This is a genomic window from Ralstonia sp. 22086 (assembly GCF_052045975.1).
Classification (GTDB): domain Bacteria; phylum Pseudomonadota; class Gammaproteobacteria; order Burkholderiales; family Burkholderiaceae; genus Ralstonia; species Ralstonia wenshanensis.
This window is the reverse complement of sequence record NZ_JBQEPZ010000004.1, coordinates 309,524-331,144: the sequence shown is the minus strand read 5'-3', so window position 1 is coordinate 331,144 and position 21,621 is coordinate 309,524. Positions and strand designations below refer to the sequence as shown.

Here is a 21,621-nt window from a genome sequence, read left to right as displayed (position 1 = left end):
GGCGCTACACTGCGGGGTCGGCCTTCGGGTCGGCCCCGCTTTGCTTTATGCGGTGCATCCAGAAGCCGCTCATGGTCCTGCCACGCCCCCCGAGCCACTCGCTACGAGCCATGAGCCGGTTCACATAACGATTATCCGGAGGTGTCATGCGTTTCCAGTGTCGTCGTGTTTCCGTTCGCGTCTTGGTGTCTGCCGCCGTGTTGGCATGCAGCGCCGGCGCATTCGCCCAGACCATCCCCGCCAGCAAGCCCGCGCCCACCACGCTCACGCCCGAGCAGCAGCGCTACCACGACATCTATAAGGAGCTGGTCGAGATCAACACGACGCATTCGGCGGGTGATACGACCAAGGCCGCGCATGCAATGGAAAAGCGCCTGCGCGACGCGGGCTTTGCCGCAGCCGACATGCAGGTGCTGGAGCCCTTTCCGAAAAAGGGCAACCTGGTGCTGCGCTTCAAGGGCACCGGCGCCAAGAAGCCGATGCTGCTGCTTGCCCACATTGACGTGGTGGAAGCCAAGCGTGAAGACTGGAAGACCGACCCCTTCAAGCTGCAGGAGACGGATGGCTACTTCACCGCGCGCGGTGCGATTGACGACAAGGCGATGGCCTCGGCCTTCGTGTCCGTGCTGGGTCAACTCAAACAGGAAGGCTTCAAGCCGTCGCGCGACATCATCCTGGCGTTGACCACCGACGAGGAACGCGGCGATGTGCCGACCAACGGCGCGTACTGGATCGTCAACAACAAGCCGGAGCTGGTGAAGGCCGAGTTCGGCATCAACGAAGGTGGCGGTGGGGAGCTGCGCAACGGCAAGCCGGTGCTCCACCGCATTCAGGTGGCCGAGAAGATGTACACGACGTACGAGCTGGAAGTGCGCGACGTGGGCGGCCACAGTTCGGTGCCGACAAAGACGAACCCGATCTATGCGTTGTCAGCCGCGCTGGACCGGCTGGGCGCGTATCAGTTTCCCGTCAAGCTGGCCGACGTGACGCAAACTTACTTCGCGCGCAGCGCACCGCTGGCCACGGGGCAACTGGCCGACGACATGCGTTCGGTCGGCACCGGCAAGCCGGACCAAGCTGCGATTGATCGGCTTTCGGCCATCCCGTTCTACAACGCGCAGTTGCGCACGACGTGCGTGGCCACCATGGTCAATGCCGGCCATGCCGAAAATGCGCTGCCGCAATCGGCCAAGGCCACCGTCAATTGCCGCATCCTGCCGCACGATGATCCGGCCGATATCGATCGCCAGCTGAAGCAGGTGATCGGCAACGAGAAGATCAGCGTGCGCTACGTCAACAAGCCGCTGGCGAGCCCCGCGTCGCCGCTCAATGGCGATCTGGTGAAAACGGTGGAGGCGCTGACGCAGCAGATGTGGAATGTGCCGGTGATTCCGGCGATGAGCACGGGCGCGACCGACAGCCGGTTCATGCGCAATGCCGGTATTCCGATGTATGGCGTGTCGGGGTTGTTTACCGAGCCGGCAGACCTGCGCACGCATGGTCTGGATGAGCGTATCGAGATTGCGCGGTTGTATGACGGGCGGGAGTTTCTTTATCGGCTTGTGAAGCAGTTGGCTGAGTAAATGGCTGGGCGCTGCGCTCGTGTTCTTTTTTTGCGGGCGCAGCTTGTTGGTGTGGGTTTATTGTTGGGTTTCGGCCCCTCGCGGGGCCGACTTACTTTCTTTGTCTTGCCAAAGAAAGGTAAGCAAAGAAAGGCGCGCCCGAGATGGCGACTTCCCCTTGGATTTTCGTCACGGGGAGGGAGGGGAGGCAAACTCGCCGCGCTCAGACAGCCTCCCCTCTTTTTCCTCCCCGCGACAAAAATCCAAGGCGCCATCTAGGGCAGGGTACGGCCACACCATCTGTATATCTGGGGTGGCGTCTTGGCCCGGCGTCCGTAGGAGAAGCGGGTTGTTAGATGAAGCCGCCGTCGGTCATCAGGGTGCGGCCGGTGATCCAGCGGGCGTCGTCGGAGGCCAGGAAGGCAATGGCGTCGGCGATGTCGTCCGGCTCTGCCAGCCGGCCCATCGGTGTCGATTCGCGCATGCGCGCTTTGACTTCATCGGGAATCGGCGCGGTCATGTCGGTGCGCGTGAGCGCGGGTGCCACGGCGTTGACCGTGATGTTGCGCGCGCCCAGTTCTACGGCAAACGCGTGGGTGAGGGCGCTGACGGCGGCCTTGCTTGCCGCATACACCGCCAGCCCTGCGCGGGGCCGGTACGCGAGGCTGGAAGACACGTTCACGATATGCCCGCCGCGTGCCGGCACATGCGGCAGCACCGCTTGCGTCACGAGAATCGTCGAGAAGGCATTGGTGCGGAACTGCGCGTCGAACGATGCGAGATCGACGCGGCCCACCGGCTGGTTTTCCAGGATGCCGGCGTTGTTGACGAGGATGTCGATGGCGCCGAAGGCCTCTCGCACGGTGCTCACCATCGCGTCAACGGACACGGCATCGCTCACATCGGCTTGTACGGCAATCGCTTGCGCGCCGGTGCTGCGGATGGTGTTGACCACCGCGTCGGCTTCTGCTGCATTGCTGCGATAGACCACGGCCACGCGCGCGCCGTCGGCGGCCAGCCGATGCGCCACGGCGGCGCCGATGCCGCGCGAGCCGCCGGTGACGATGGCGGTGCGGCCTGCGAGGCGTTGCGTGATCGTGGATGGGGTGGCTTGCGTTGCGGACATGCTGTTCTCCTGATTGGGTGCGATGTTTCGGGAGAACAGGTTACGAACCAGCAGACGTGCGCGCAGCCCGTTTGGCCGCGACGCGGCGTTCCAGCATTGGAACGACGGAAGGCCGATCAGCCCTGCTGGCGTTTGCGGTACTCCGCCACCTTATGCCGGTTGCCGCAGAGAGCCATGCTGCACCAGCGACGCTTGTGCGACTTGGTGCGGTCGTAAAACCACAGCGTGCATTCGGGGTGTTCGCACACGCGCACGAGCTGGAAATCGCCTTCGGCGAGCAGATGCGCGGCGGCTTCCGCCAGCGGCGCCAGACATTGCTCGACCGAATCGGTGGGGCGCAGGCGTTCGACGCGCGGGGTGCCGTTTTCCCAGACCAATACGGGATGGCTGGGCGCTTGCCGCAGGAACACATTGAGCGCATCGGCGCTGGCAGCACGGCCCGACTTGCGCGCCTCCACCAATGTGCGAATCACTTCGCGCAGGTGCCGCGCCACCGCCAGCAGCACGCCGGGCGGATAACGACCTGCCACGGGCTCCGCAAGCCAGCCGGCGCGAACCAGCCAATCGGAGACATCGGCGTCGTTCTGCCAGAAATCGTGCGGCTCGCCGTTGACGTTGGCGACGGTGTTGAGCATGTCCAGCACCGGATCGTCGGCGATCAGCAGGGGGGCATCGGTGGCAGCTGCAGGTGCGGGCATGGCGGTGTTCAAAAAGGCGGTGGATTAAATTGTAACCAATTTAAATTGTTATTCCAGTTACTTGTTGCGCATGCGTTTCAATGGATCAATCCGGTGAAAAGTCCGCCGCATTACCATGTGTCATCCAAGTAACTTGCCGGAGACGATCATGAGCGCATGGCCCGATGCACGCGTGCTGGAACTGTTCAATATCGAGGTGCCCATCGTGCTGGGGCCGATGGCGGGGGTGGCCGGCGTGGAGCTGGCGATTGCCGTGGCGCGCGGCGGTGGCCTCGGCTCGTTGCCGTGCGCGATGCTGAATGTCGAGCAGATTCGCCAGCAGGTCGAGCAGTTTCGGGCGGCCGTGCGCGGCCCCATCAACTTGAATTTCTTCTGCCACACGCCGCCGCGCCCGGACCCCGAGCGCGATGCCAAATGGCGTGCCCATCTGGCCCCGTACTACGCCGAGTTCGGTATCGATTTGAACGCGCAAGCGCCGGCCGTCAACCGCGCCCCGTTCGACGAAGCGACCTGCGCGCTGGTGGAGGAACTGAAGCCGGAGGTGGTGAGCTTCCACTTCGGATTGCCCGCGCCGGAATTGCAGGCCCGCGTGGAGGCCGCGGGGGCGAAGGTCATCTCCGCCGCCACCACGGTGGAAGAGGCGCGGTGGCTGGAAGCACGCGGGGTCGACGCGATCATCGCCATGGGGAACGAGGCGGGCGGCCATCGCGGCATGTTCCTCGCCAAGACGATCGAATCGCAGGTGGGCACCTTCGCACTGGTGCCGCAGGTGGCCGATGCGGTGAAGGTGCCGATCATTGCAGCGGGCGGCATTGGCGATGCACGCGGTGTGGTGGCGGCGTTGGCGCTGGGGGCATCGGCGGTGCAGATCGGCACGGCCTACATGTTGTCGCCGGAGGCCAAGACCTCGGCCATTCATCGCGCAGCGCTCAAGCAGGCAACCGATGCCGACACCGCGCTCACTAACCTGTTCACCGGCCGACCGGCGCGCGGCATCGTCAACCGGCTGATGCGCGAGATCGGCCCCATGAGCCCGTTTGCGCCGGCCTTTCCGACAGCCGGCGGCGCGTTGGCGCCGCTGCGCGCCAAGACGGAGCCGACTGGCTCGGGTGATTTCATCAACCTGTGGTCAGGCCAAGCCGGCCGGCTGGCCACGGAAGCGTCGGCCGAAGCCATCACGCGGCGCATTGCCGCCCAGGCGCTCGAGCGGCTCATCTGAGCTTTCCTGCTGCATCGTTTCCCGCGCGGGCACGCCAGACGGCGTGCCCGTTTTGTTTCGCATCACAAATCGGCATGCGAGCAATGGGAAAATTTTATGTAACTTGAAAAACAGTGTTTACGGGGTTACTATGGTTTCGCTGCTTTCTCGAAACCCATCCGGAGTCTTGCCATGAACGCCCCTGTCCGCGCCGCTGATCTGGTTGTCGATGCGTATGCCCCCACCGCTGTACGTCATCGCACGGTGGATGTCGAAGGTGTGCGCGTGTTCTATCGGGAGGCCGGCCCGGCCGATGCGCCGACCGTGCTGTTGCTGCACGGCTTTCCCAGCGCATCGCATATGTTCCGCAACCTGATTCCGCAGTTGGCTGCGCGCTATCACGTGGTGGCACCGGACTTTCCCGGCTTTGGCCTGACGCAGGTGCCGAGCGGCTTCCGCTACACGTTCGACAACCTGGCGCATGTGGTCGACGGCTTTACGCAGGCGATCGGCCTGTCGCGGTATGCGATCTACGTGTTCGACTACGGCGCGCCGGTTGGCTGGCGCCTGGCGATGGCCCATCCGGAGCGCATCAGCGCCATCGTCACGCAGAACGGCAACGGCTATGAGGAAGGCCTGGGCGAAGGTCCGTGGGCGCCAATCAAGGCGTATTGGAACAACCCGGACGAAGCGCATCGCCGCGAGCTGCATGCAATCGTGTCGGATGAGATGACGCAGTGGCAATACCTGAACGGCGTGCCGGATCCGACGCGCGTGGCGCCGGATGGCTACCTGCTGGATCAATATTTTCTGAGCCGTCCGGGCCAGCTCGACATCCAGATGGATCTGTTCCTGGATTACGCGAGCAATGTGGCACTGTATCCGGCGCTGCATGCGTACTTCCGCGCGCATCGCCCGCCGCTGCTGGCGGTGTGGGGACGCAATGACACCATCTTCATTCCGTCGGGTGCGGAGGCTTTCAAGCGCGACCTGCCGGATGCGGAGATCCACTTTGTCGACAGCGGCCACTTTGCGCTGGAGACGCACCATGCGGAAATTGGTGCGCGCATGCTCGACTTTCTTGGCCGCGTGATGAAGTAACGCGCGGCGTCAGGGCATCGGCTGCATGGTGGCTTCGGCGGCAAAGCGCTCGCGCAGGAACGCCACCAGCGCCTTCACTGAAGGCGGCACGCCTGCGCGCGACGGATAGAGAGCGTGCAGGTCGGCCGGCTCGGGGGTCCAGCCTGGCAGCACCGTACGCAGGCGGCCGCTGACAAGCGCCGCATGACAGCAATGCAGCGGCAGGACAGCTAGCCCGAGCCCTGCGGTGGCCGCTTCGCGCAGGGCGATGATGTTGTCGCTGGCAAAGCGAGGGCGAATCGGCAGCGAGATCCGGTGCCCACGCGCATCCTGCAGCACCCAATCGCGGCTGCGTGTGAGCGAGCCTTGCCCCAGGCAAGGGAAATCTTCCAGCGCCGCGGGCGTGTCGGGCTCACCCACACGGGAAAGCAACGCGGGGCTGGCCACCAGAACACGCGGCGAGACCGCCAGATGCCGCGCCACCACATCGCGCGAGGGCAGTGGCCCCGTGGCTGCTCGGATCGCCACGTCAATGCGCTGCTCGATCAGATCGACGTACGTATTGGACAAATCCAGCTCGATGCGCAGCTTCGGATGCGCATCGGCAAACTCGGCAAGCCAGCCTGCCACCAACGTCTCTGCCAGCAACGGCGATGTGCCGACGCGCAGCACGCCGGCCGGTTCGCTGCGTGCTGCGCCGGTCAGCGCTTCAATGGCGGCAGATGCGTCGGCCATGTCGCGCGCATGCCGATACACCGCTTCACCCACGGGCGTGACCGATACGCGATGGCTCGATCGCTGCAGCAGCCGCGTGCCGAGCTGAACCTCCAGTTCGGCAATGCGCCGGCTCAAACGCGACTTGGGAATGCCCGTGGCGCGCTCGGCGGCGGAAAAGCCACCGGCTTCCACCACGCGTGTGAAGAGGTACAGGTCGTCGAAGCGCTTCATATTCGGTCGGGGTTGCGGTCGAACCGCATTGAAGCATAGGCGCGGGCCGGACATTGTCGCGTGCAATGGATCAGCGCTGTACAGTGTCGCAGGGCCGGTTTGCGCGCGTCGGAATACCGTGCAGACCGGATCGGAGTCTGGCACGCCTGCGCCGCTCGCGCGGGCATCAATGCAAGGAGAAGGCATGGACAGGCAAGGCACGCAAACGCAGGGGATGTCCCGTGATCGGCTGGAACGGGTCGAGCGCTTCATCGATGACGCCTACATTGCGACCGGCAAGCTACCCGGCGCGCTCGTCCAGGTGTGGCGGCGCGGCGAACTGGCCTTGAACTCCGTGCTGGGCTTGGCCGACCGCGAGCGCCAGGTGCCGCTGGCTGAAGATTCGATCTTCCGCATCTACTCGATGACCAAGCCCATCACGTCGGTGGCGTTCATGATGCTGGTGGAGGAATGCAAGGTTGCGCTGGACGATCCGGTCAGCAAGTTCATCCCCGCGTGGGCGAACCTGGGCGTGCACGCCGGCGGCTTCATGGAGGGCTTCCAGTCGCGCCCGGTCAAGCGCCCCATGCGCATGGTCGACCTGCTGCGCCACACCTCCGGGCTGACCTATGGCTTCCACCAGAACACGAATGTCGACGCAGCGTACCGCCGGCTCAAGCTGGGCGACATTGCCACCGACGGCACGCTCGACGAGATGATCGAAAAGCTGGCCGGCGTGCCGCTGGAGTTCTCGCCGGGCGACGCGTGGAACTACTCCGTTTCCACCGATGTGCTCGGCTACCTGGTCGGCAAGATCAGCGGCATGCCGTTCGAGACCTTCCTGAAGGAGCGGATTTTCGATCCGTTGGGCATGGTCGATACGGCCTTTCATGTGCCGGAAGAGAAGGCGTCGCGCTTCTGTGCGTGCTATGCGGTGGGCGCGATGGGCTCGAAGGTGGTGTCCGATCGTGGGCCGGTCTTGCAGGACGATCCGCACACCAGCCCCTATCTGAAGCCGCCCAGCTTCGTCTCCGGCGGCGGTGGTTTGGTTTCCACCGCGGCGGATTACCTGCGCTTCTCACGCATGCTGCTGCAGGGCGGCGAGCTGGACGGCGTGCGCCTGCTGGGGCCCAAAACGCTGGCGCTGATGACGGCCAACCATCTGCCGGGCGGGCGCGACATGTCGAGCCTGTCGTCGCCTTCGATGTTCAGCGAGGCCGCCTATGACGGCGTCGGATTCGGGTTGGGTTTCGCGACCACGATCTCGCAGGCTGCCACGTTGATTCCCGGTAGCACGGGCGACTTCTTCTGGGGCGGCGCGGCCGGCACGTTCTTCTGGGTGGATCCGCGGGAAGACCTCATCGGCCTGTTCCTGACGCAGGTGCTGCCGTCGTCTGCCTACCCCGTGCGCCGGCAGTTGCGCACGCTGGTCTACAGCGCGATCACGGAAGTGGGTGGCGCGGTGCGTTGAACATCAGGGCGGCGGAGCATCGCGCGCCGCCGCCCGAACATCACACCGATCAGGCGCGGATCAAACGTCGAACCGGACGCCCTGCGCCAGCGGCAGCGCGCCGCTGTAGTTGACGGTGTTGGTGGCGCGGCGCATGTAGCCCTTCCACGCATCCGAGCCGGATTCACGCCCGCCGCCGGTTTCCTTTTCCCCGCCGAATGCGCCGCCGATCTCGGCGCCCGACGTGCCGATGTTGACGTTGGCGATGCCGCAGTCGCTGCCTGCCGACGACATGAAGCGTTCGGCATCGCTCAGGTTGGCCGTGAAGATCGCAGACGACAGGCCCTGCGGCACGCCGTTCTGGATCGCGATGGCCTGCTCGGTGTCGCCGTCATACGTCACGACATAGAGGATGGGCGCGAAGGTTTCGCTTTCCATCACCTTCGTCGGCTTCGGCATCTTGACCAGCGCAGGGCGCACGTACCAGGCATCGGCGCCGAGGTCTTCACGCACGCGCTCGCCACCCAATACTTCGCCGCCTTCAGCGCGCGCCTGCGCCAGTGCCTGCTGCATGCCGTCGAAGGCAGCCTGGTCGATCAACGGGCCGACCAGCGTGCCGTCGGCCAGCGGGTCGCCAATGGCAATGCTCTGGTAGATCTTTTCGAGGCGAGCCAGCAGCGTGTCGGCCACCGAGCGGTGCACGATCAGGCGACGCAACGACGTGCAGCGTTGGCCCGCCGTGCCGACGGCGGCAAAGGTGATGGCGCGCGCCGCCAATTCCAGGTCCGCCGAGGGCGTGACGATCATCGCGTTGTTGCCGCCCAGCTCCAGGATCGAGCGGCCGAAGCGCTCCGCCACCTTCACGCCCACCTGGCGGCCCATGCGCGTCGAGCCCGTGGCGCTGACCACCGGCACAAGGTGGCTGGCCACCAGCGCTTCGCCCACGTCGCGCCCGCCGATCAGCAACTGGCTCAGACCAGCAGGAATCGCCCCCGGCTTTTCGGCATTGAACGCGTCGACCACCTGTTGCATCAGATGCTGACAAGCGATGGCGGTGAGCGGCGTTTTCTCCGACGGCTTCCACACGATGGCGTTGCCGCACACGAGGGCGAGCGCGGCGTTCCACGACCACACCGCCACCGGAAAGTTGAACGCCGAAATAATGCCCACCACGCCCATCGGATGCCACGTTTCCATCATCCGGTGCCCAGGGCGCTCGCTGGCGATGGTCAGGCCATGCAGTTGCCGCGACAGGCCGACGGCAAAGTCGCAGATGTCGATCATCTCCTGTACTTCGCCCAGGCCTTCGGAGGTGATCTTGCCGGCCTCCAACGACACCAGTTCGCCAAGCGCCGCTTTGTGCGTGCGCAGAACCTCGCCCAGGCGGCGCACGAGTTCGCCGCGCACGGGCGCCGGCACGATGCGCCATGCCAGATACGCCTGATGCGCGTTCTGGATGGCAGCCTCGGCCTCGCTGGCGGTATGCGATTTCACGGTCGCCAGTACCGCTCCGTCGCGCGGGGCGCGGCTTGTCCAGTCCGGCCCTTCGTATGCCTTCAGGTCCAGGCCGAGGGCCTTCAGTACGGTCTGCAATCGTGTTCGTGAATCTGACATGGCGTGAATCCTTGCTCTTCTCTCGTGTTCAATCGAAAAACTGTTGCGGTGCGGTGATGTGTAACGCTCAACGCTCGACGACGCGGTTCCAGCGCTTGCTCCACTCGGGGCGCTCGGCGTTGATCACATCCCAGTCCAGCGCAACGGCCGTCTTCAGGATGGTGTTCATCTTGTTCTGCTCTTCGGCCGCCTTGCCCTTGAGCGGGGCCTTGGGATTGACTGGATTGTAGGAGCCGTTTTCCATGGCGAGCGCCTGTGCCTCGGGGCTGATCAGGTAATCCACGAGCTTCTGCGCCAGGTCGGCATCTGGGTTGTTGGCCAGCACGCATTGCGCCGTCAGCAGGACCACAGCGCCTTCCTTGGGCGCGACGAATTCCATCGGGATGCCCTTGGACTTCATCAGCTCCACCTGCGTGAGCGTGTACGGGAACAGCGCTGCATCGCCGGCCTGCATCATCTCCACCACCTTCGACGAGTTGGGGATGTACTCGACCACGTTCGGGCCGATGGTGGTCGGCCATGCCTTGAAAGCCGGTTCGACGTTCTTTTCCGTGCCGCCCTTGAGGCGGTTGAACATCAGGAAGGCGTCCAGCCCGAACGACGAAGCCGGCATGGATTGCACGACCACCTTGCCCTTGTATTTCGGGTCAGCCAGATCGCCCCACGAGGTGGGCGGCGTCCAGCCCTTGTCGGCAAAGATCTTGGTGCTGTAGGCTAGGCCCGTCAGGCCCATCGACAAGCCCACCGCGTAGTCACCCTTGAGGTGCGCAATGGCCGGCACGGTCGACAGGTTGGCCGAAGGCTTGAGTTTTTCGCACAGCCCCATGCCGATGGCGCGGAACATGACACCGTCGTCCAGCGTCATCACATGCATCTGTGCGCGGCCCTTGGTCGCCTGCGCCTTGGCGAGGATGTCGGTCGAGGTGCCGGGCACGACAACGACCTTGACGTTGTTGGCCTTCTCGAACGGCGGGAATACGAACTGGGTGTAGGTGCGTTCCATGTTGCCGCCGTTCATGCCGATGTACAGCGTCTTGGTGTCGGCGTGGGCGGTGCCCGCGGCGAGCAGCGCCATACCGGCAGCCGCAGCAATGACGGACGTGAACGATGTTTTCGCGTGTTTCACAAGCATGGTGGTCTCCTGGGGCATCAAGTGCATCAAGCTGCGGGTGGCAGAAAGCGTTGGATGGAAAAGGGTTCGATCGGTGTGGTGGTGCGGCCTTCGGCAATCAGTTCGGCCATGACATCGCCCACGCCGGGGCCGAGTTGGAAGCCGGCGCCGGCAAAGCCGAACGCGTGGAACAGGCCGGGGCGGCGGGCACTGGGGCCAATCACGGGTTGGTCGTCGGGCAGGTTGCCTTCGGTGCCGCTCCAGGTGCGGATGATGTGCGCGCCCGTGAGTTGCGGCAGCAGGGCCGCCAATTGCGGCAGCTGGCGCAGGATCGCCACGTGCGACGAGCGTGCGCGCTGGTCGTCCAGCACGTAGCCGCGCCCGCCGCCGAACACCACATTGCCGCGCCGCACCTGGCGGCAATAGATGCCGCCGCCTTCCACGCCCAGGCTCCAGGGCAGGAAGAACGGCAGCGGCTCGGTCACGCCCATGGTGGGCGGGATGGTGAACATGGGCACGGGCTCGCCCCATTGCGCGGCAAACTGGGCGGCCCACGCCCCGGCACAGTTGACCAGCGCGGAGGCTTTGACCTCCAGATCGCGATCATGCTGGCGTGCATGGACGACGAAGCGCGCACCATCGTGCTCGACCGATTGCACCGGCGCGTGCTCGCGCACATCGGCACCGGCAGCCTGCGCGGCGTGTGCAAATGCGGGCGACAGCAGGCGCGGATTGGCTTGTCCGTCTTCCGGGCACAGCGAGCCGCCGACGATCTGATCGCCGCCCATCGGAAAATACTTCTGCAGCGCGGTCCGGCCTTCAATGAGCTGCAAGCCGAGGCCAAACCCCTCGCTGCGCGCCGCATAACCGGCCAGCGATTCCATGTCGGCCACGCTGCGCGCGATCTTGAAGTGCCCGCTGCGTTCGTACTCGGCCTCGGTGCCGATCAGCTCGGTCAGGCGCCCCCAGATCTGGTGCGAACGCTGCGCTAGCGGCAATTGCTCAATGGACCGCCCCTGGCGGCGCACACCGCCAAAGTTGACGCCGCTGGAGCGTGAGCCGCACAGGTCGCGTTCGAGCAAGGTGACGGTCAGCCCGCGCCGCCGCAGGAACAGCGCGGTGGCGCTGCCCATGATGCCGCCGCCGATGATGGCCACGTCGCATGCAAGCTGCTCACGCATGGTGGCCCTCCGGTTCGATCACCTCGGTCACATCCAGCGGCAGCGGCTTGATCGGTGCCTGCCCGCGCAATCGGCCCACCTGTTCCAGCGGCACGGACTGCGCGTGCGCCAAAATTTCCGCCGCCGCCGCGCCGCACATCCGGCCCTGGCAGCGGCCCATGCCGACCCGGCACAGCGCCTTGAGCCGGTTCAGCTCGTGCACGCCGCATTCGGCTGCCGTCTGGCGCAGGGTGCCCGCGGTGACGTTTTCGCAGCGGCATACCACCAGGTCGTCGCTGGCGTGCGCGGCCCAGTCATCGGGAAACGGGAAGGCGATTTCCAGCGCGTGGCGGAACCGCTCGATCTTCTGCAGGCGCTGGCGTAGCGCAGCCAAGCGATCGTCATCGACCGTGATTTGCCGATCCTGCAACAAGGCGAGCGCGGCCAATTCGCCGGAGTACTCGGCTGCATCGGCGCCCATGATGCCCGCGCCATCGCCTGCCAGATAGACGCCAGCGACCGAGCTGCGCCGCATGGCGTCGATGCGCGGCACGTGGCAGCGGTGCAGTGCAGAAAACTCGAACGCGCAGCTCAGCAGATCGGCGAGCTGTGTTTCCGGCCGCAGCGCGTAACCCATGCCCACGGCGGAACATGCAGTGTGCTGCTCGCGGCCGGCGCTGTCTTGCCACACGAGTTGTTCCACCGCCGCATCGCCTTCGGCGCGCAGCAATCGCACGCCGTGGTGCATCGGAATGCCATGTAGCTTGAGCCAGCCGACCAGTGCCAACCCCTTGGCCATGACGGCGGGCTGGCCCAGCATGGCAGGCGCCGCCTTGTAGCGCGCGGAGGCAGGCGCGCTGTCGAGCACCGCCACAACGTTCGCGCCGGCCTTGGCGTACTGGCAGGCCACCAGATACAGCAGCGGGCCGGTGCCGGCAAACACGACGGCATCGCCAATCGCGCAGCCCTGGTACTTGAGCGCGACTTGCGCGCCGCCCAGCGTATAGACGCCAGGCAGCGTCCAACCCGGGATGGGCAGCACGCGGTCGGTGGCGCCGGTGGCGACGATCACATCGCGCCAGGGCAGGCTGCTGACCGCGCGCGTTGGCACATGCAGCAGGTCGAGCAGATCGGGCTGGGCATTCCAGACCAGGGTCTGCGGGTGGTAATCGATCTGCAGTTGGAGCTGGTCGAAGGTGCGGTGTATGGCCTGAGCGCGGTCGGCTTCGGTGCCGTACAGATCAGCGGCGCTGCGGCTAAAGCCATCCGGCTGGCGGCGATAGATCTGGCCGCCCGAGCGCGGCGCCTCATCCAGCACGATGGGTTTGAGGCCATGTGCCAGCAAGGTTTGCGCCGCGCGCACGCCTGCCGGGCCGGCACCGATGATGACGGGCTGCAGGTCCTGTTGCGATTGCCGCTGCAGTGTGGGGGCGGGTTGCGTCATCACGCGGCGCCCTCACTGCCGGCCGGTTGCGTGCAGATGTGCATGCCCGGTTCGATCATGGTCTGGCAGGCGCGCAGCGATTTGCCGTCGGCCAGGCGCACCCAGCAGTCCTGGCATGCGCCCATCAGGCAGAAGCCGGCGCGCGGCTGCTTACTGAATTCATTGATGCGCAACTGGCGCGTTTGCGTGAGCACGGCCGTCAGAACGGTATCGCCGGCCAGCGCTTCGGCGGGGTGGCCGTCCAGCACGAAGGCCACCGTGGGGCGATTGCGCTCTTTGAGGCGCTGGAGCTGCGCGCGGGCAGAGCGGTTTGCAGGAGCATTCATCGTGATCTCTGTCTCAATGCTTGCCGATCAGAATTCGGTCCAGGCCATAGACCTTGTCCAGCAGCAGCATCAGCGCGAGCGTGAGGAAGACGATCAGCGCCGAGACGGCGGCCATCATCGGGTCGAGCGATTCCGTGGCGTACATGTACATGCGCACCGGCAGCGTGACGGTGGCGGGCGACACCACGAAGATCGACATCGTCAGCTCATCAAAGCTGTTGATGAAGGCCAGCAGCCAGCCGCCCGTGATGCCCGGCAGGATCATCGGCAGCGTCATGCGGTGGAACACCGTAAAGCTGCTTGCGCCCAGCGAATAAGCAGCATGCTCGACCGAGTGGTCAAAGCCCACGAGCGCCGCCATCACCAGCCGCATCGTGTACGGCGTGACGATCAGCGCGTGCGCGAAGATCAGCCAGCCGAAGCTGCCTTGCCCACCCACCAGCGAGAACATGCGCAGCAACGCCACGCCCAGCACAAGGTGCGGAATGATCAGCGGCGACAGAAACACGCCTTGCAGATACTGCAGCCCCGGCGCACGGAAGCGCACGATGGCCATGGCAGCCGGCACCGCCAGCGCGGTCGACAGCGTGGCCGCCGCGAGGCCCAGCCAGAGGCTGTTCCAGAACGACTGCACGAAGTCGGGGTGATGCAGCACCTGGTCGAACCAGCGCAGCGAGAAATGGTGGGTCGGCAGCGTGAGCGTTTCTTCGGGCGTGAAGGCGACGATGCACACGATCACCAGCGGTGCCACCATGAAGGTGATGACGAGCGCGTTGAAGATGAGCGCGAGCGGTCCGTTCTTTTGCATGTGCGCTCCTTCAGCCCAACGTCTTCTTGTAGCGGCCTTCGATCATGCGGTTCCAGCCCAGCATGATGACGAGGTTGGCCGCCAGCAGAATCAGCGCGATGGCTGCGCCCAGCGGCCAGTTCAGTTCGTTCAGGTATTCGTCGTAGATGAGCGTGGCGACCATCTTCACGCGGCGCCCGCCGAGCAGGCCCGGAATGGCGAATGAGCTGGCCGCCAGCCCAAACACGATCAGGCTGCCCGACAGAATGCCCGGCATGACTTGCGGCAGCACCACGCGGCGCAACGTGGTGAAGTGCGATGCGGACAACGACAGCGCGGCGTTTTCCACCCACGGGTCGAGCTTTTGCAGCGAGGTCCACACCGGAATCACCATGAACGGCAGCATCACGTGCACCAGCGCAATCACCACGGCCGTCTCGTTGTACAGCAGCTTGACCGGGCCGATGCCGACCGCCTTGAACACGGCGTTGACCAACCCTTCGGGCCCGAGCAGCATGCTCCAGCCGAAGGCGCGCACCACAACGGAGATCAGCAGCGGCGCCAGGATGATGAGCAGGAAAATCGAGCGCCAGGGCTTGCGCATCCGGCTCAGGATGTAGGCCTCGGGCGCGCCGATCAGGATGCAGATCAGCGTCACGAGCGCTGAAACGCGCAGCGTGCGCCAGAAGATTTCGTAGTAGTACGGGTCTTGCACCACATGCAGGTAGTGCGCAAACGTGAAGGTGCCCGCAATTGGGCCCTTGTCGGCGTCGAACGCGTTGAACGACAGCATCACGCTCAGCGCGAGCGGCACGAAGAGCATCACGCCGAAGAGCGCCAGCGCCGGGCCGGTCATGCTCCACGGCACCCAGATCGGTCTGCGGCTCATGCTGCAGTCCCCTCGGTACCGATCACGCGGACATAGCGGTCTTGCCAATCCACGCCGACGGTCTGGCCCACTTCGCGCGGGGCATCGCCATCGTTGACGGCAGAGACCAGCATCGCGCCAAGCGGCGTGTCGACGGTGTACATCCACTGGTTGCCGAGGAAGAAGCGTTCGGTCACGCGGCCTTCGCAGCGGCCGGTGCCGTCGGCGGTGCACGTCATCTTTTCGGGGCGCAGCGCCAGCACGACCTTGCTGCCCACCGGCGTGCCCGGCGGCAGCGCGAGTTGCACGGACCCGACCGATGCACGAAGCTCGCCGTCAGCGCCGGACACCACTGCCGCATGCAGCAGGTTGGCCTTGCCGACAAAGGTGGAGATGAACGCATTGCGCGGATGCTCATACACCGCCAGCGGCGTATCCACCTGCGTGATGCGGCCTGCCTCCATGACGACCACACGGTCGCTGATCGACATGGCTTCGGCCTGGTCGTGGGTGACCATGATGGTGGTCGTGCCCACCTTGCGCTGGATCTCACGCAGCTCGAACTGCATCTCTTCGCGCAGCTTGGCGTCCAGGTTCGACAGCGGCTCGTCCAGCAGCAGCACCGGCGGCTTGATGACCAGCGCGCGTGCCAGGGCGACGCGCTGGCGCTGGCCGCCCGACAGCTCGCGCGGGTAGCGGTCAACGTGCTTGTCCAGATGCACGAGCGCCAGCGTCTGCAGGGCGCGCTCGCGGCGTTCGGCCGGCGGGCACTTGCGCATCTCCAGCCCGAACTCCACGTTCTCGCGCACCGTCATGTGCGGAAACAGCGCGTAGGTCTGGAACACGATGCCCAGGCCGCGCGCGTTGGCTTTCGCACGGGTGATGTCCTTGCCGTCCAGCTCGATCGAACCCTCGGTCACCTCCGCGAAGCCCGCAATCATCTGCAGCGTCGTCGTCTTGCCGCAGCCCGACGGACCCAGCAGCGAGACAAACTCACCCTTGTGCACGTTCAGGTTGAAGTCCTGTACGACCCGTAGGTCGCCGTACTGCTTGGAGACATGGTTCAGGCGCAGAAAACTCATCGGTGATCCTTTGCGATCGGGGGCGTCGCCAGACTCTTCCAATTGAACAATATGGCTATGCTATTGCAACAGGTGTGCCAAAACATCGATCAATCCTAGGTGTATACGCTGTGATTGGAATTTTTATCGTATTTATTCCGTCTGGCGGAATACAATCGATCCACCAAATTCAGTCCATTCCAGCTTTATGTCCGTAGATTCCGACGACGACGCGCATCAGCGCAGCGCCATGCACCGCACTTTCCAGATCCTGCGCACCATGGCGGAGCAGCAGCACCAAGGTGTGCGCGTCACCTACCTGGCCAAGACGCTGGGAATGACCCCGGCCACCACGCACCGCCTGCTGCAGGGGCTCACGCAAGAGGGCATGGTCGAGCAGGATCAGCAGAACAAGCTGTACCGGCTCAGCCTGGATCTTTTCTGCCTGGCGGCCCAGGCGGGCGCGGTGAACGACTTGCGCTCCGTCGCCCGGCCGGCGCTCTTGCGCCTGAACGCCAGCCTGGGCGACACCGTGCTGCTGCTGGTGCGCTCGGGTTTCGACGCCGTGTGTCTGGATCGCGTGGAAGGGCAGTACCCAATTCGCACCTTCACCGGCGATGTGGGCGGACGCATCGAACTCGGTGTCGGCCAGGGCGCGCTGGTGATCCTCGCGCACCTGCCAGAGGCCGAGCAGGAGGAGGTGCTGCGCTACAACCTGCCGCGCATCCGGCACTACAGCGTCTACGACGAGGTCTATCTGCGCTCCGAGGTCAGGAAGGCACGCGAGCGCGGCTACAGCGCCAAGACGGACGGGCTGCTCGAAGGCATGGCGGGCATTGCGGTGCCCGTGTTCGATCGCAATGGCAACGTCGTCGCCGCGCTTTCCGTCGGCACGCTCGCCAACCGCCTGAGCCCCGAGCGCCTGCCCATCGTCTACGACATGCTGCTGCGCGAAGCGAATCGCCTGACCACGCAGATCAACCCGTTCGATCCGACGCTGCGTCGCCCGATGCAATCGATGGCCGTGAGCGATACCTATCGCGCCATCTGACCCGGCGGCCGTTCGAGCACGCGTCCCGGGTTCAGCAGGCATTTCGGGTCGAGCGCCTGTTTGATGGTGCGCATCAAGTGCAGGGCCACCGGCGCCTTGTAGTGCGGAAGGTGGTCGCGCTTGAGCGCGCCGATGCCATGCTCAGCCGAGATCGAGCCGCCAAAGCGGTGGACGGACTGGTACACCGCATCGCCAATCGCAGCCTCATGCGCGGCAACGAACGCAGCGGCGTCCGCACCCGCTGGCGGCTGCACGTTGTAGTGCAGGTTCCCATCGCCCAGGTGCCCGAAGTTGATGAGCCGCAGCCCGGGCGCAAGCGCCTGCAGTTGCGCATCGGTCTGGGCCACAAACTCGGGAATGCGTGAGATCGGCACCGAAACATCGTGTTTGATGTTGGGACCTTCAGCCGCCTGGGCCAGCGTGATGCTCTCGCGGATGTGCCACAGGTCGTGCGCTTGCCGGATGTTCTCGGCGATGATCGCGTCGGTCACGATGCCGTCTTCCATCGCGGTTTCCAGCAGGTGTTCAAACTGCGCGCGGGCGTGCGCCTCGGATTCACTATCGGACGCCTCCAGCAGCACGCACCACATCGTTTCGCGCCACATCGGCACGCGCAGATGCGGATAGTGCGTGTCGACCAGCTTCAGCCCCTCCTGACTCATGACCTCAAAGCCCGTGAGCGCGGCAGACAGATGCCGGTGCGACAGGGCCAGCAACGCTGTGGAGGCTTGCAGCGAAGGCACGGCTGCCCACGCTGTCAATTGCGCGGCCGGTTGCGGATAGAGGCGCAGTGTGGCCGCCGTGATGATGCCCAGCGTGCCCTCGCTGCCGATGAACAGATTGCGCAGGTCATAACCGGTGTTGTCCTTGCGCAGGCCTTGCAGGTTTTCCCAGACTTGGCCGTCGGCCAGCACGACTTCAAGCCCCAGGCAAAGCTCGCGCGCATTGCCGTAGCGCAGCACCTGCGTACCGCCCGCGTTGGTTGCCAGGTTGCCGCCGATGGTGCAACTGCCTTCCGCACCCAGACTCAGCGGGAACAGCATGCCGGCTTCGCGTGCAACCTCCTGCAGCGATTGGAGTACGCAACCGGCATCCACCGTCATCGTCATGTTGGCGGCGTCGATGGCGCGCACGGCTTGCATGCGGCGCAGGCTCACGATGATCTGCTCGCCGCTGGCATCGGGCACCGAGCCTTCCACCAGGCCCGTATTGCCTCCCTGCGGCACGATGGACACACCGGCTTGTGCGCACGCGCGCACGACCGCAGCCACGTCGGCCGTGCAGCCGGGCCGCACCACGCACAGCGCCTTGCCGCGCACGCGCTGGCGCCAATCGGATTCGTATTCGGCGCAGTCGTCGCCGGTCAGAACATGGGCGGCCCCCACGATGTCGCGCAAGGCCGGAATCAGGTTGTCGGGTGTCATGGCAATGACGATGAAGGTTGTCTGTTTGATGGCGCTGTCAACGCATGGCCAGCGTTACCGCCGCAGCCAGCCGCTGCACGGCCTGCTCGATTTGCGGCACCTCGGGCGCGGCAAACGACAGGCGCATGGTGTTCAGTTGCGCGTTGTCCGGATAGAACGCCTTGCCCGGCACATAGAGCACCTGCTGCGACACGGCGGCATCGAAGAGCGCCTGCGGGTCGATCGACGGCGCGAACGTGGCCCAGACAAACATGCCGCCCGCCGGCGTGGCGCACTGCACATGGCCATTCAACTGCGTAGCGATACCTTGCACCAGGGCCTGCATGCGCTGCTGATACTCGATGCGCGCGCGCTGCACCGTGGCCGGATAGCGGCCGCTTTCCAGATAGCGCGCCGCCACCATCTGCGCCAGCGGAGACGTACACAGGTCCACCGTCTGCTTGGCGATGGCGCAGCGGCGCAGCAGGCCGGCATCGGCCAGCATCCAGCCGATCCGCAGCGCAGGCGCGACGGTCTTGGACAGGCTGGAGAGATACACCACCGGGTTCGTGCCGCCTGCGGCAAGCCGATCGCCCACTGCGCGCAGCGCGGGTGGCATGGCAGAGGCGTCGCCCTCTGCCGTATCAAAGCGCAGCTCGCCGTAGGGATCGTCTTCCACCACCCAGAAGCCGTGCGTGCAGGCTAGCTGCACCAGGGCTTCGCGCCGCTGGGCAGCGAGCAGCGTGCCGCGCGGGTTGGAAAAATTCGGGACGGTGTAGAGCAGCTTGGGGCGCTGCGTGGCGGGCAACTGATGCAGCAGGTCGGCCAGCGCATCGGTTTGCAGGCCGTGTTCGTCCATCGGTATCGGCACGATGCGGGCCTGCGCCAGGCGCAAGGCTTGCAGCGTTGCAGGGTAGGCGGGCACTTCCACCAACACCGTATCCCCCGGTTCGATCAACGTACGCACCAGCAAGTCGAACGCTTGCTGCGAGCCCGTGGTGACCATCATCTGTTCAGCGCGGGCCTGGATGCCGCGCGCATCCATCAATGCCGCTAGCGCCGAGCGCAGGATAGGCAGCCCTTCAGTCGCGCCGTACTGCAAGGCCTGGGCGTCGCCCGCCATGGCTTGGGCGGTGGCGTGCGCCAGCCCTTCGGCGTCGAACAGGCTGGGCGACGGGTAACCGCCCGCCAGCGAGATCATCCCCGGCTGGCTGAGGTACGGAAACAGTTCACGGATGGGCGAGCCGGCGGGGTTTGCAAACGGGGCGGCAAAGCCCGGCAGGGCGGCAGGCGTGTGCGGGCCGGTCATGCGGCATCCACCACGGGCGTGCCGCGCAGCACGGCGCGCACCTGATCGATGGAGCGCTGCTGCGCCGCTTCGTACAGCGCGATTTCATCGTGCACGCGCGCGCCCAGCGCGGCCTCAAACGCCTGCTGCGAGGCGTGGGCCTGATACTGCTTCTGCTCTTCGCCGCCCAGGTTGGACTGGAAGATGCCTGCCGCGCTGACCGGCAAGAAATCTTCATACGTGATGGGGTCGGCCTGCACCCAGCCCTTGGCCAGGAGTTCATCCAACGACAAATCGGCTGCCGTGGCTGCGTCGGCCTCTGCCTGGCCCGACGGCGTAAGCGTGTAGCGATAGAACGCCAGCCCTTGCGCACGCAGCGCGTCATGGCTGTCGGGAAAGGCGCGGAACGCCTGTGCCAATCGGCTTCCGTAGTTGGGTGCAGCATTGCCGGCATTGCCCATGCTGCGCACCTCGGCCAGCAGTTGGTCATACAGCGCGCGACCCTTGCGCGTGAGGGCCACGCCGCGCTGCTCGATTTCGCCAAAGCGCGCCGTGTGGGCGCCTGCGTCGTCGGTAAAGTGCACCGCTTCTTGCAGTGCCTTGAAGCTGGTCTGGCGCAGCAGGATGGGGCAGTTGCGGCGCGGGGGGCCTTCCACCACATCCTTGGCGTCCATGCCGCGTGTGGGCATCGCGGCCTGGGCGGCGTCGATGTCGAGCGTGCGTGGTGTGAGGTGGTTGATGTGGGGGCCGCGGAAGCACACCACGTCGGCCACCAAGCGGTGGGCGGCTTGCAGCGCGCGATACGTCTCGGCGTCGACCGTGGCCGTGCTGTGCCAGCGGAAGGTCTCTAGCGCCTCGCGTACGAACGCGTCGGCATCTGCGTCAGCCAGCCCGCCCTCGGCTTCGCATTGGGCGATCAGTTCCAGCACGCGCGGCGTAAAGATCTGCCGGCGCGCCAGGATGGCAGCGGCTTTCTCGCGCAGGGCAGCGTCGGCAATCAGCTCAAGCCGCAGCAACGACGTGAACACGCGGAACGGGTTGGCCAGCAACGCGGCATCGCCCACCGGGCGGAACGCCGTCGAATGCACTGGCACGCCAGCCACCGACAGATCGTAGTAGCCCACCGGCTCCATGCCCATGACGGCAAACAGCCGGCGCAGCGTGGCCAGCTCGGCGGCCGTGCCGACGCGGATGGCGCCGTGGCGCTCGACGTCCAGCCGCTCCAACTCGCCGGACTGCGCCATCTGCGCGTGCAGCGCGGGCTGGGCCTCCAGCGTGCGAGCGTTGATGTCAGCCACCAGCTCGACCAGGGTGCCGTACTGCGGCACCTCCTCGCGATACATGGCGGACATGGCGCGCGAAAAGCGCGAGCGTATTTCGTTGGCGTTGACGAAGTGGAAGGCCGAAGGTTGATGCAAAGCGCTCATGACTGGGTTCGATTTGGCAGGGGCAAAGCGATGCTAGGGT

Annotated in this window: 19 protein-coding genes; 5 read left to right on the top strand and 14 right to left on the bottom strand. The window is 65.5% G+C overall.

Features of this window, described 5'->3' with window-relative positions:
- Positions 1 to 146: 146 nt before the first annotated feature.
- Positions 147 to 1,583 (top strand): M20/M25/M40 family metallo-hydrolase, encoded by a 1,437-nt coding sequence (locus ACTJK6_RS18855; RefSeq protein WP_260803413.1) that lies wholly within the window; start codon positions 147 to 149, stop codon positions 1,581 to 1,583.
- Between the two features lie 331 nt (positions 1,584 to 1,914).
- Here the strand turns inward: ACTJK6_RS18855 and ACTJK6_RS18850 are convergent, their stop codons facing one another.
- Both ACTJK6_RS18850 and ACTJK6_RS18845 read right to left on the bottom strand, forming a co-directional pair.
- A complete protein-coding gene (locus ACTJK6_RS18850) occupies positions 1,915 to 2,688 on the bottom strand; it encodes an SDR family NAD(P)-dependent oxidoreductase (RefSeq protein WP_440839829.1) in 774 nt (257 codons plus the stop codon).
- A 116-nt stretch (positions 2,689 to 2,804) separates the two neighbouring features.
- Positions 2,805 to 3,386 carry a CGNR zinc finger domain-containing protein gene (locus tag ACTJK6_RS18845; protein WP_232038988.1) on the bottom strand — a complete coding sequence of 194 codons (582 nt, stop codon included), beginning with the start codon at positions 3,384 to 3,386 and terminating at the stop codon, positions 2,805 to 2,807.
- Positions 3,387 to 3,534: 148 nt separating this feature from the next.
- Between ACTJK6_RS18845 and ACTJK6_RS18840 the strand changes: the two genes are divergently transcribed.
- The gene (locus tag ACTJK6_RS18840; protein ID WP_440839828.1) at positions 3,535 to 4,605 is read left to right on the top strand and encodes an NAD(P)H-dependent flavin oxidoreductase; all 1,071 of its coding nucleotides are present in this window, start codon (positions 3,535 to 3,537) and stop codon (positions 4,603 to 4,605) included.
- A gap of 171 nt (positions 4,606 to 4,776) precedes the next feature.
- Positions 4,777 to 5,685: an alpha/beta fold hydrolase gene (locus ACTJK6_RS18835; RefSeq protein WP_440839827.1), complete on the top strand. Its 909-nt coding sequence runs from the start codon at positions 4,777 to 4,779 to the stop codon at positions 5,683 to 5,685.
- A 9-nt stretch (positions 5,686 to 5,694) separates the two neighbouring features.
- Here ACTJK6_RS18835 and ACTJK6_RS18830 read toward each other — a convergent pair whose 3' ends face one another.
- Complete coding sequence (locus ACTJK6_RS18830) at positions 5,695 to 6,612, bottom strand: LysR substrate-binding domain-containing protein (protein ID WP_440839826.1); 918 nt, start codon at positions 6,610 to 6,612, stop codon at positions 5,695 to 5,697.
- A 184-nt stretch (positions 6,613 to 6,796) separates the two neighbouring features.
- Between ACTJK6_RS18830 and ACTJK6_RS18825 the strand changes: the two genes are divergently transcribed.
- Positions 6,797 to 8,062 carry a serine hydrolase domain-containing protein gene (locus ACTJK6_RS18825; RefSeq protein WP_440839825.1) on the top strand — a complete coding sequence of 422 codons (1,266 nt, stop codon included), beginning with the start codon at positions 6,797 to 6,799 and terminating at the stop codon, positions 8,060 to 8,062.
- Positions 8,063 to 8,122: 60 nt separating this feature from the next.
- On the opposite strand, the gene amaB is transcribed toward ACTJK6_RS18825, so the two are convergent.
- The 8 genes from amaB to ACTJK6_RS18785 form a co-directional block, all read right to left on the bottom strand.
- Positions 8,123 to 9,655, bottom strand: a complete 1,533-nt coding sequence (gene amaB / locus ACTJK6_RS18820; protein ID WP_440818690.1) for an L-piperidine-6-carboxylate dehydrogenase — start codon at positions 9,653 to 9,655, stop codon at positions 8,123 to 8,125.
- A 67-nt stretch (positions 9,656 to 9,722) separates the two neighbouring features.
- Positions 9,723 to 10,787, bottom strand: coding sequence for an ABC transporter substrate-binding protein (locus ACTJK6_RS18815; protein WP_232038994.1), 1,065 nt, complete (start codon positions 10,785 to 10,787; stop codon positions 9,723 to 9,725).
- 26 nt (positions 10,788 to 10,813) lie between these two features.
- Entirely contained in the window at positions 10,814 to 11,947 is a 1,134-nt protein-coding gene (locus ACTJK6_RS18810; protein ID WP_440839824.1) for an NAD(P)/FAD-dependent oxidoreductase, read from the bottom strand.
- Positions 11,940 to 13,370: an FAD-dependent oxidoreductase gene (locus ACTJK6_RS18805; protein WP_440839823.1), complete on the bottom strand. Its 1,431-nt coding sequence runs from the start codon at positions 13,368 to 13,370 to the stop codon at positions 11,940 to 11,942. Before ACTJK6_RS18805 ends, ACTJK6_RS18810 begins: the two co-directional genes overlap by 8 nt.
- Positions 13,370 to 13,696, bottom strand: a complete 327-nt coding sequence (locus ACTJK6_RS18800) for a (2Fe-2S)-binding protein (protein ID WP_316869082.1) — start codon at positions 13,694 to 13,696, stop codon at positions 13,370 to 13,372. The genes ACTJK6_RS18805 and ACTJK6_RS18800 overlap by 1 nt, the downstream gene beginning before the upstream one ends.
- 13 nt (positions 13,697 to 13,709) lie before the next feature.
- On the bottom strand, positions 13,710 to 14,504 hold the full coding sequence (locus tag ACTJK6_RS18795; protein WP_440839822.1) for an ABC transporter permease: 795 nt from the start codon (positions 14,502 to 14,504) through the stop codon (positions 13,710 to 13,712).
- Between the two features lie 10 nt (positions 14,505 to 14,514).
- Positions 14,515 to 15,372, bottom strand: a complete 858-nt coding sequence (locus ACTJK6_RS18790) for an ABC transporter permease (RefSeq protein WP_440818686.1) — start codon at positions 15,370 to 15,372, stop codon at positions 14,515 to 14,517.
- Positions 15,369 to 16,433 (bottom strand): ABC transporter ATP-binding protein, encoded by a 1,065-nt coding sequence (locus ACTJK6_RS18785; RefSeq protein WP_440839821.1) that lies wholly within the window; start codon positions 16,431 to 16,433, stop codon positions 15,369 to 15,371. Before ACTJK6_RS18785 ends, ACTJK6_RS18790 begins: the two co-directional genes overlap by 4 nt.
- A gap of 187 nt (positions 16,434 to 16,620) precedes the next feature.
- Between ACTJK6_RS18785 and ACTJK6_RS18780 the strand changes: the two genes are divergently transcribed.
- On the top strand, positions 16,621 to 17,463 hold the full coding sequence (locus ACTJK6_RS18780; protein ID WP_316879935.1) for an IclR family transcriptional regulator: 843 nt from the start codon (positions 16,621 to 16,623) through the stop codon (positions 17,461 to 17,463).
- Here ACTJK6_RS18780 and ACTJK6_RS18775 read toward each other — a convergent pair.
- The 3 genes from ACTJK6_RS18775 to hglS are packed head-to-tail and all read right to left on the bottom strand — an operon-like array spanning position 17,448 to position 21,581.
- Entirely contained in the window at positions 17,448 to 18,887 is a 1,440-nt protein-coding gene (locus ACTJK6_RS18775; protein WP_440839820.1) for an FAD-binding oxidoreductase, read from the bottom strand. The genes ACTJK6_RS18780 and ACTJK6_RS18775 overlap by 16 nt on opposite strands.
- A 37-nt stretch (positions 18,888 to 18,924) precedes the next feature.
- On the bottom strand, positions 18,925 to 20,175 hold the full coding sequence (locus ACTJK6_RS18770) for a PLP-dependent aminotransferase family protein (protein WP_440839818.1): 1,251 nt from the start codon (positions 20,173 to 20,175) through the stop codon (positions 18,925 to 18,927).
- Complete coding sequence (hglS, locus tag ACTJK6_RS18765) at positions 20,172 to 21,581, bottom strand: 2-oxoadipate dioxygenase/decarboxylase HglS (RefSeq protein ID WP_440839817.1); 1,410 nt, start codon at positions 21,579 to 21,581, stop codon at positions 20,172 to 20,174. Before hglS ends, ACTJK6_RS18770 begins: the two co-directional genes overlap by 4 nt.
- Positions 21,582 to 21,621 lie beyond the last annotated feature (40 nt).

Coding starts and splice junctions, on each gene's coding strand:
- ACTJK6_RS18855 (WP_260803413.1), top strand. CDS start 147: ATGCGTTTCCAGTGTCGTCGTGTTTCCGTTCGCGTCTTGGTGTCTGCC.
- ACTJK6_RS18850 (WP_440839829.1), bottom strand. CDS start 2,688: ATGTCCGCAACGCAAGCCACCCCATCCACGATCACGCAACGCCTCGCA.
- ACTJK6_RS18845 (WP_232038988.1), bottom strand. CDS start 3,386: ATGCCCGCACCTGCAGCTGCCACCGATGCCCCCCTGCTGATCGCCGAC.
- ACTJK6_RS18840 (WP_440839828.1), top strand. CDS start 3,535: ATGAGCGCATGGCCCGATGCACGCGTGCTGGAACTGTTCAATATCGAG.
- ACTJK6_RS18835 (WP_440839827.1), top strand. CDS start 4,777: ATGAACGCCCCTGTCCGCGCCGCTGATCTGGTTGTCGATGCGTATGCC.
- ACTJK6_RS18830 (WP_440839826.1), bottom strand. CDS start 6,612: ATGAAGCGCTTCGACGACCTGTACCTCTTCACACGCGTGGTGGAAGCC.
- ACTJK6_RS18825 (WP_440839825.1), top strand. CDS start 6,797: ATGGACAGGCAAGGCACGCAAACGCAGGGGATGTCCCGTGATCGGCTG.
- amaB (WP_440818690.1), bottom strand. CDS start 9,655: ATGTCAGATTCACGAACACGATTGCAGACCGTACTGAAGGCCCTCGGC.
- ACTJK6_RS18815 (WP_232038994.1), bottom strand. CDS start 10,787: ATGCTTGTGAAACACGCGAAAACATCGTTCACGTCCGTCATTGCTGCG.
- ACTJK6_RS18810 (WP_440839824.1), bottom strand. CDS start 11,947: ATGCGTGAGCAGCTTGCATGCGACGTGGCCATCATCGGCGGCGGCATC.
- ACTJK6_RS18805 (WP_440839823.1), bottom strand. CDS start 13,370: ATGACGCAACCCGCCCCCACACTGCAGCGGCAATCGCAACAGGACCTG.
- ACTJK6_RS18800 (WP_316869082.1), bottom strand. CDS start 13,696: ATGAATGCTCCTGCAAACCGCTCTGCCCGCGCGCAGCTCCAGCGCCTC.
- ACTJK6_RS18795 (WP_440839822.1), bottom strand. CDS start 14,504: ATGCAAAAGAACGGACCGCTCGCGCTCATCTTCAACGCGCTCGTCATC.
- ACTJK6_RS18790 (WP_440818686.1), bottom strand. CDS start 15,372: ATGAGCCGCAGACCGATCTGGGTGCCGTGGAGCATGACCGGCCCGGCG.
- ACTJK6_RS18785 (WP_440839821.1), bottom strand. CDS start 16,433: ATGAGTTTTCTGCGCCTGAACCATGTCTCCAAGCAGTACGGCGACCTA.
- ACTJK6_RS18780 (WP_316879935.1), top strand. CDS start 16,621: ATGTCCGTAGATTCCGACGACGACGCGCATCAGCGCAGCGCCATGCAC.
- ACTJK6_RS18775 (WP_440839820.1), bottom strand. CDS start 18,887: ATGACACCCGACAACCTGATTCCGGCCTTGCGCGACATCGTGGGGGCC.
- ACTJK6_RS18770 (WP_440839818.1), bottom strand. CDS start 20,175: ATGACCGGCCCGCACACGCCTGCCGCCCTGCCGGGCTTTGCCGCCCCG.
- hglS (WP_440839817.1), bottom strand. CDS start 21,581: ATGAGCGCTTTGCATCAACCTTCGGCCTTCCACTTCGTCAACGCCAAC.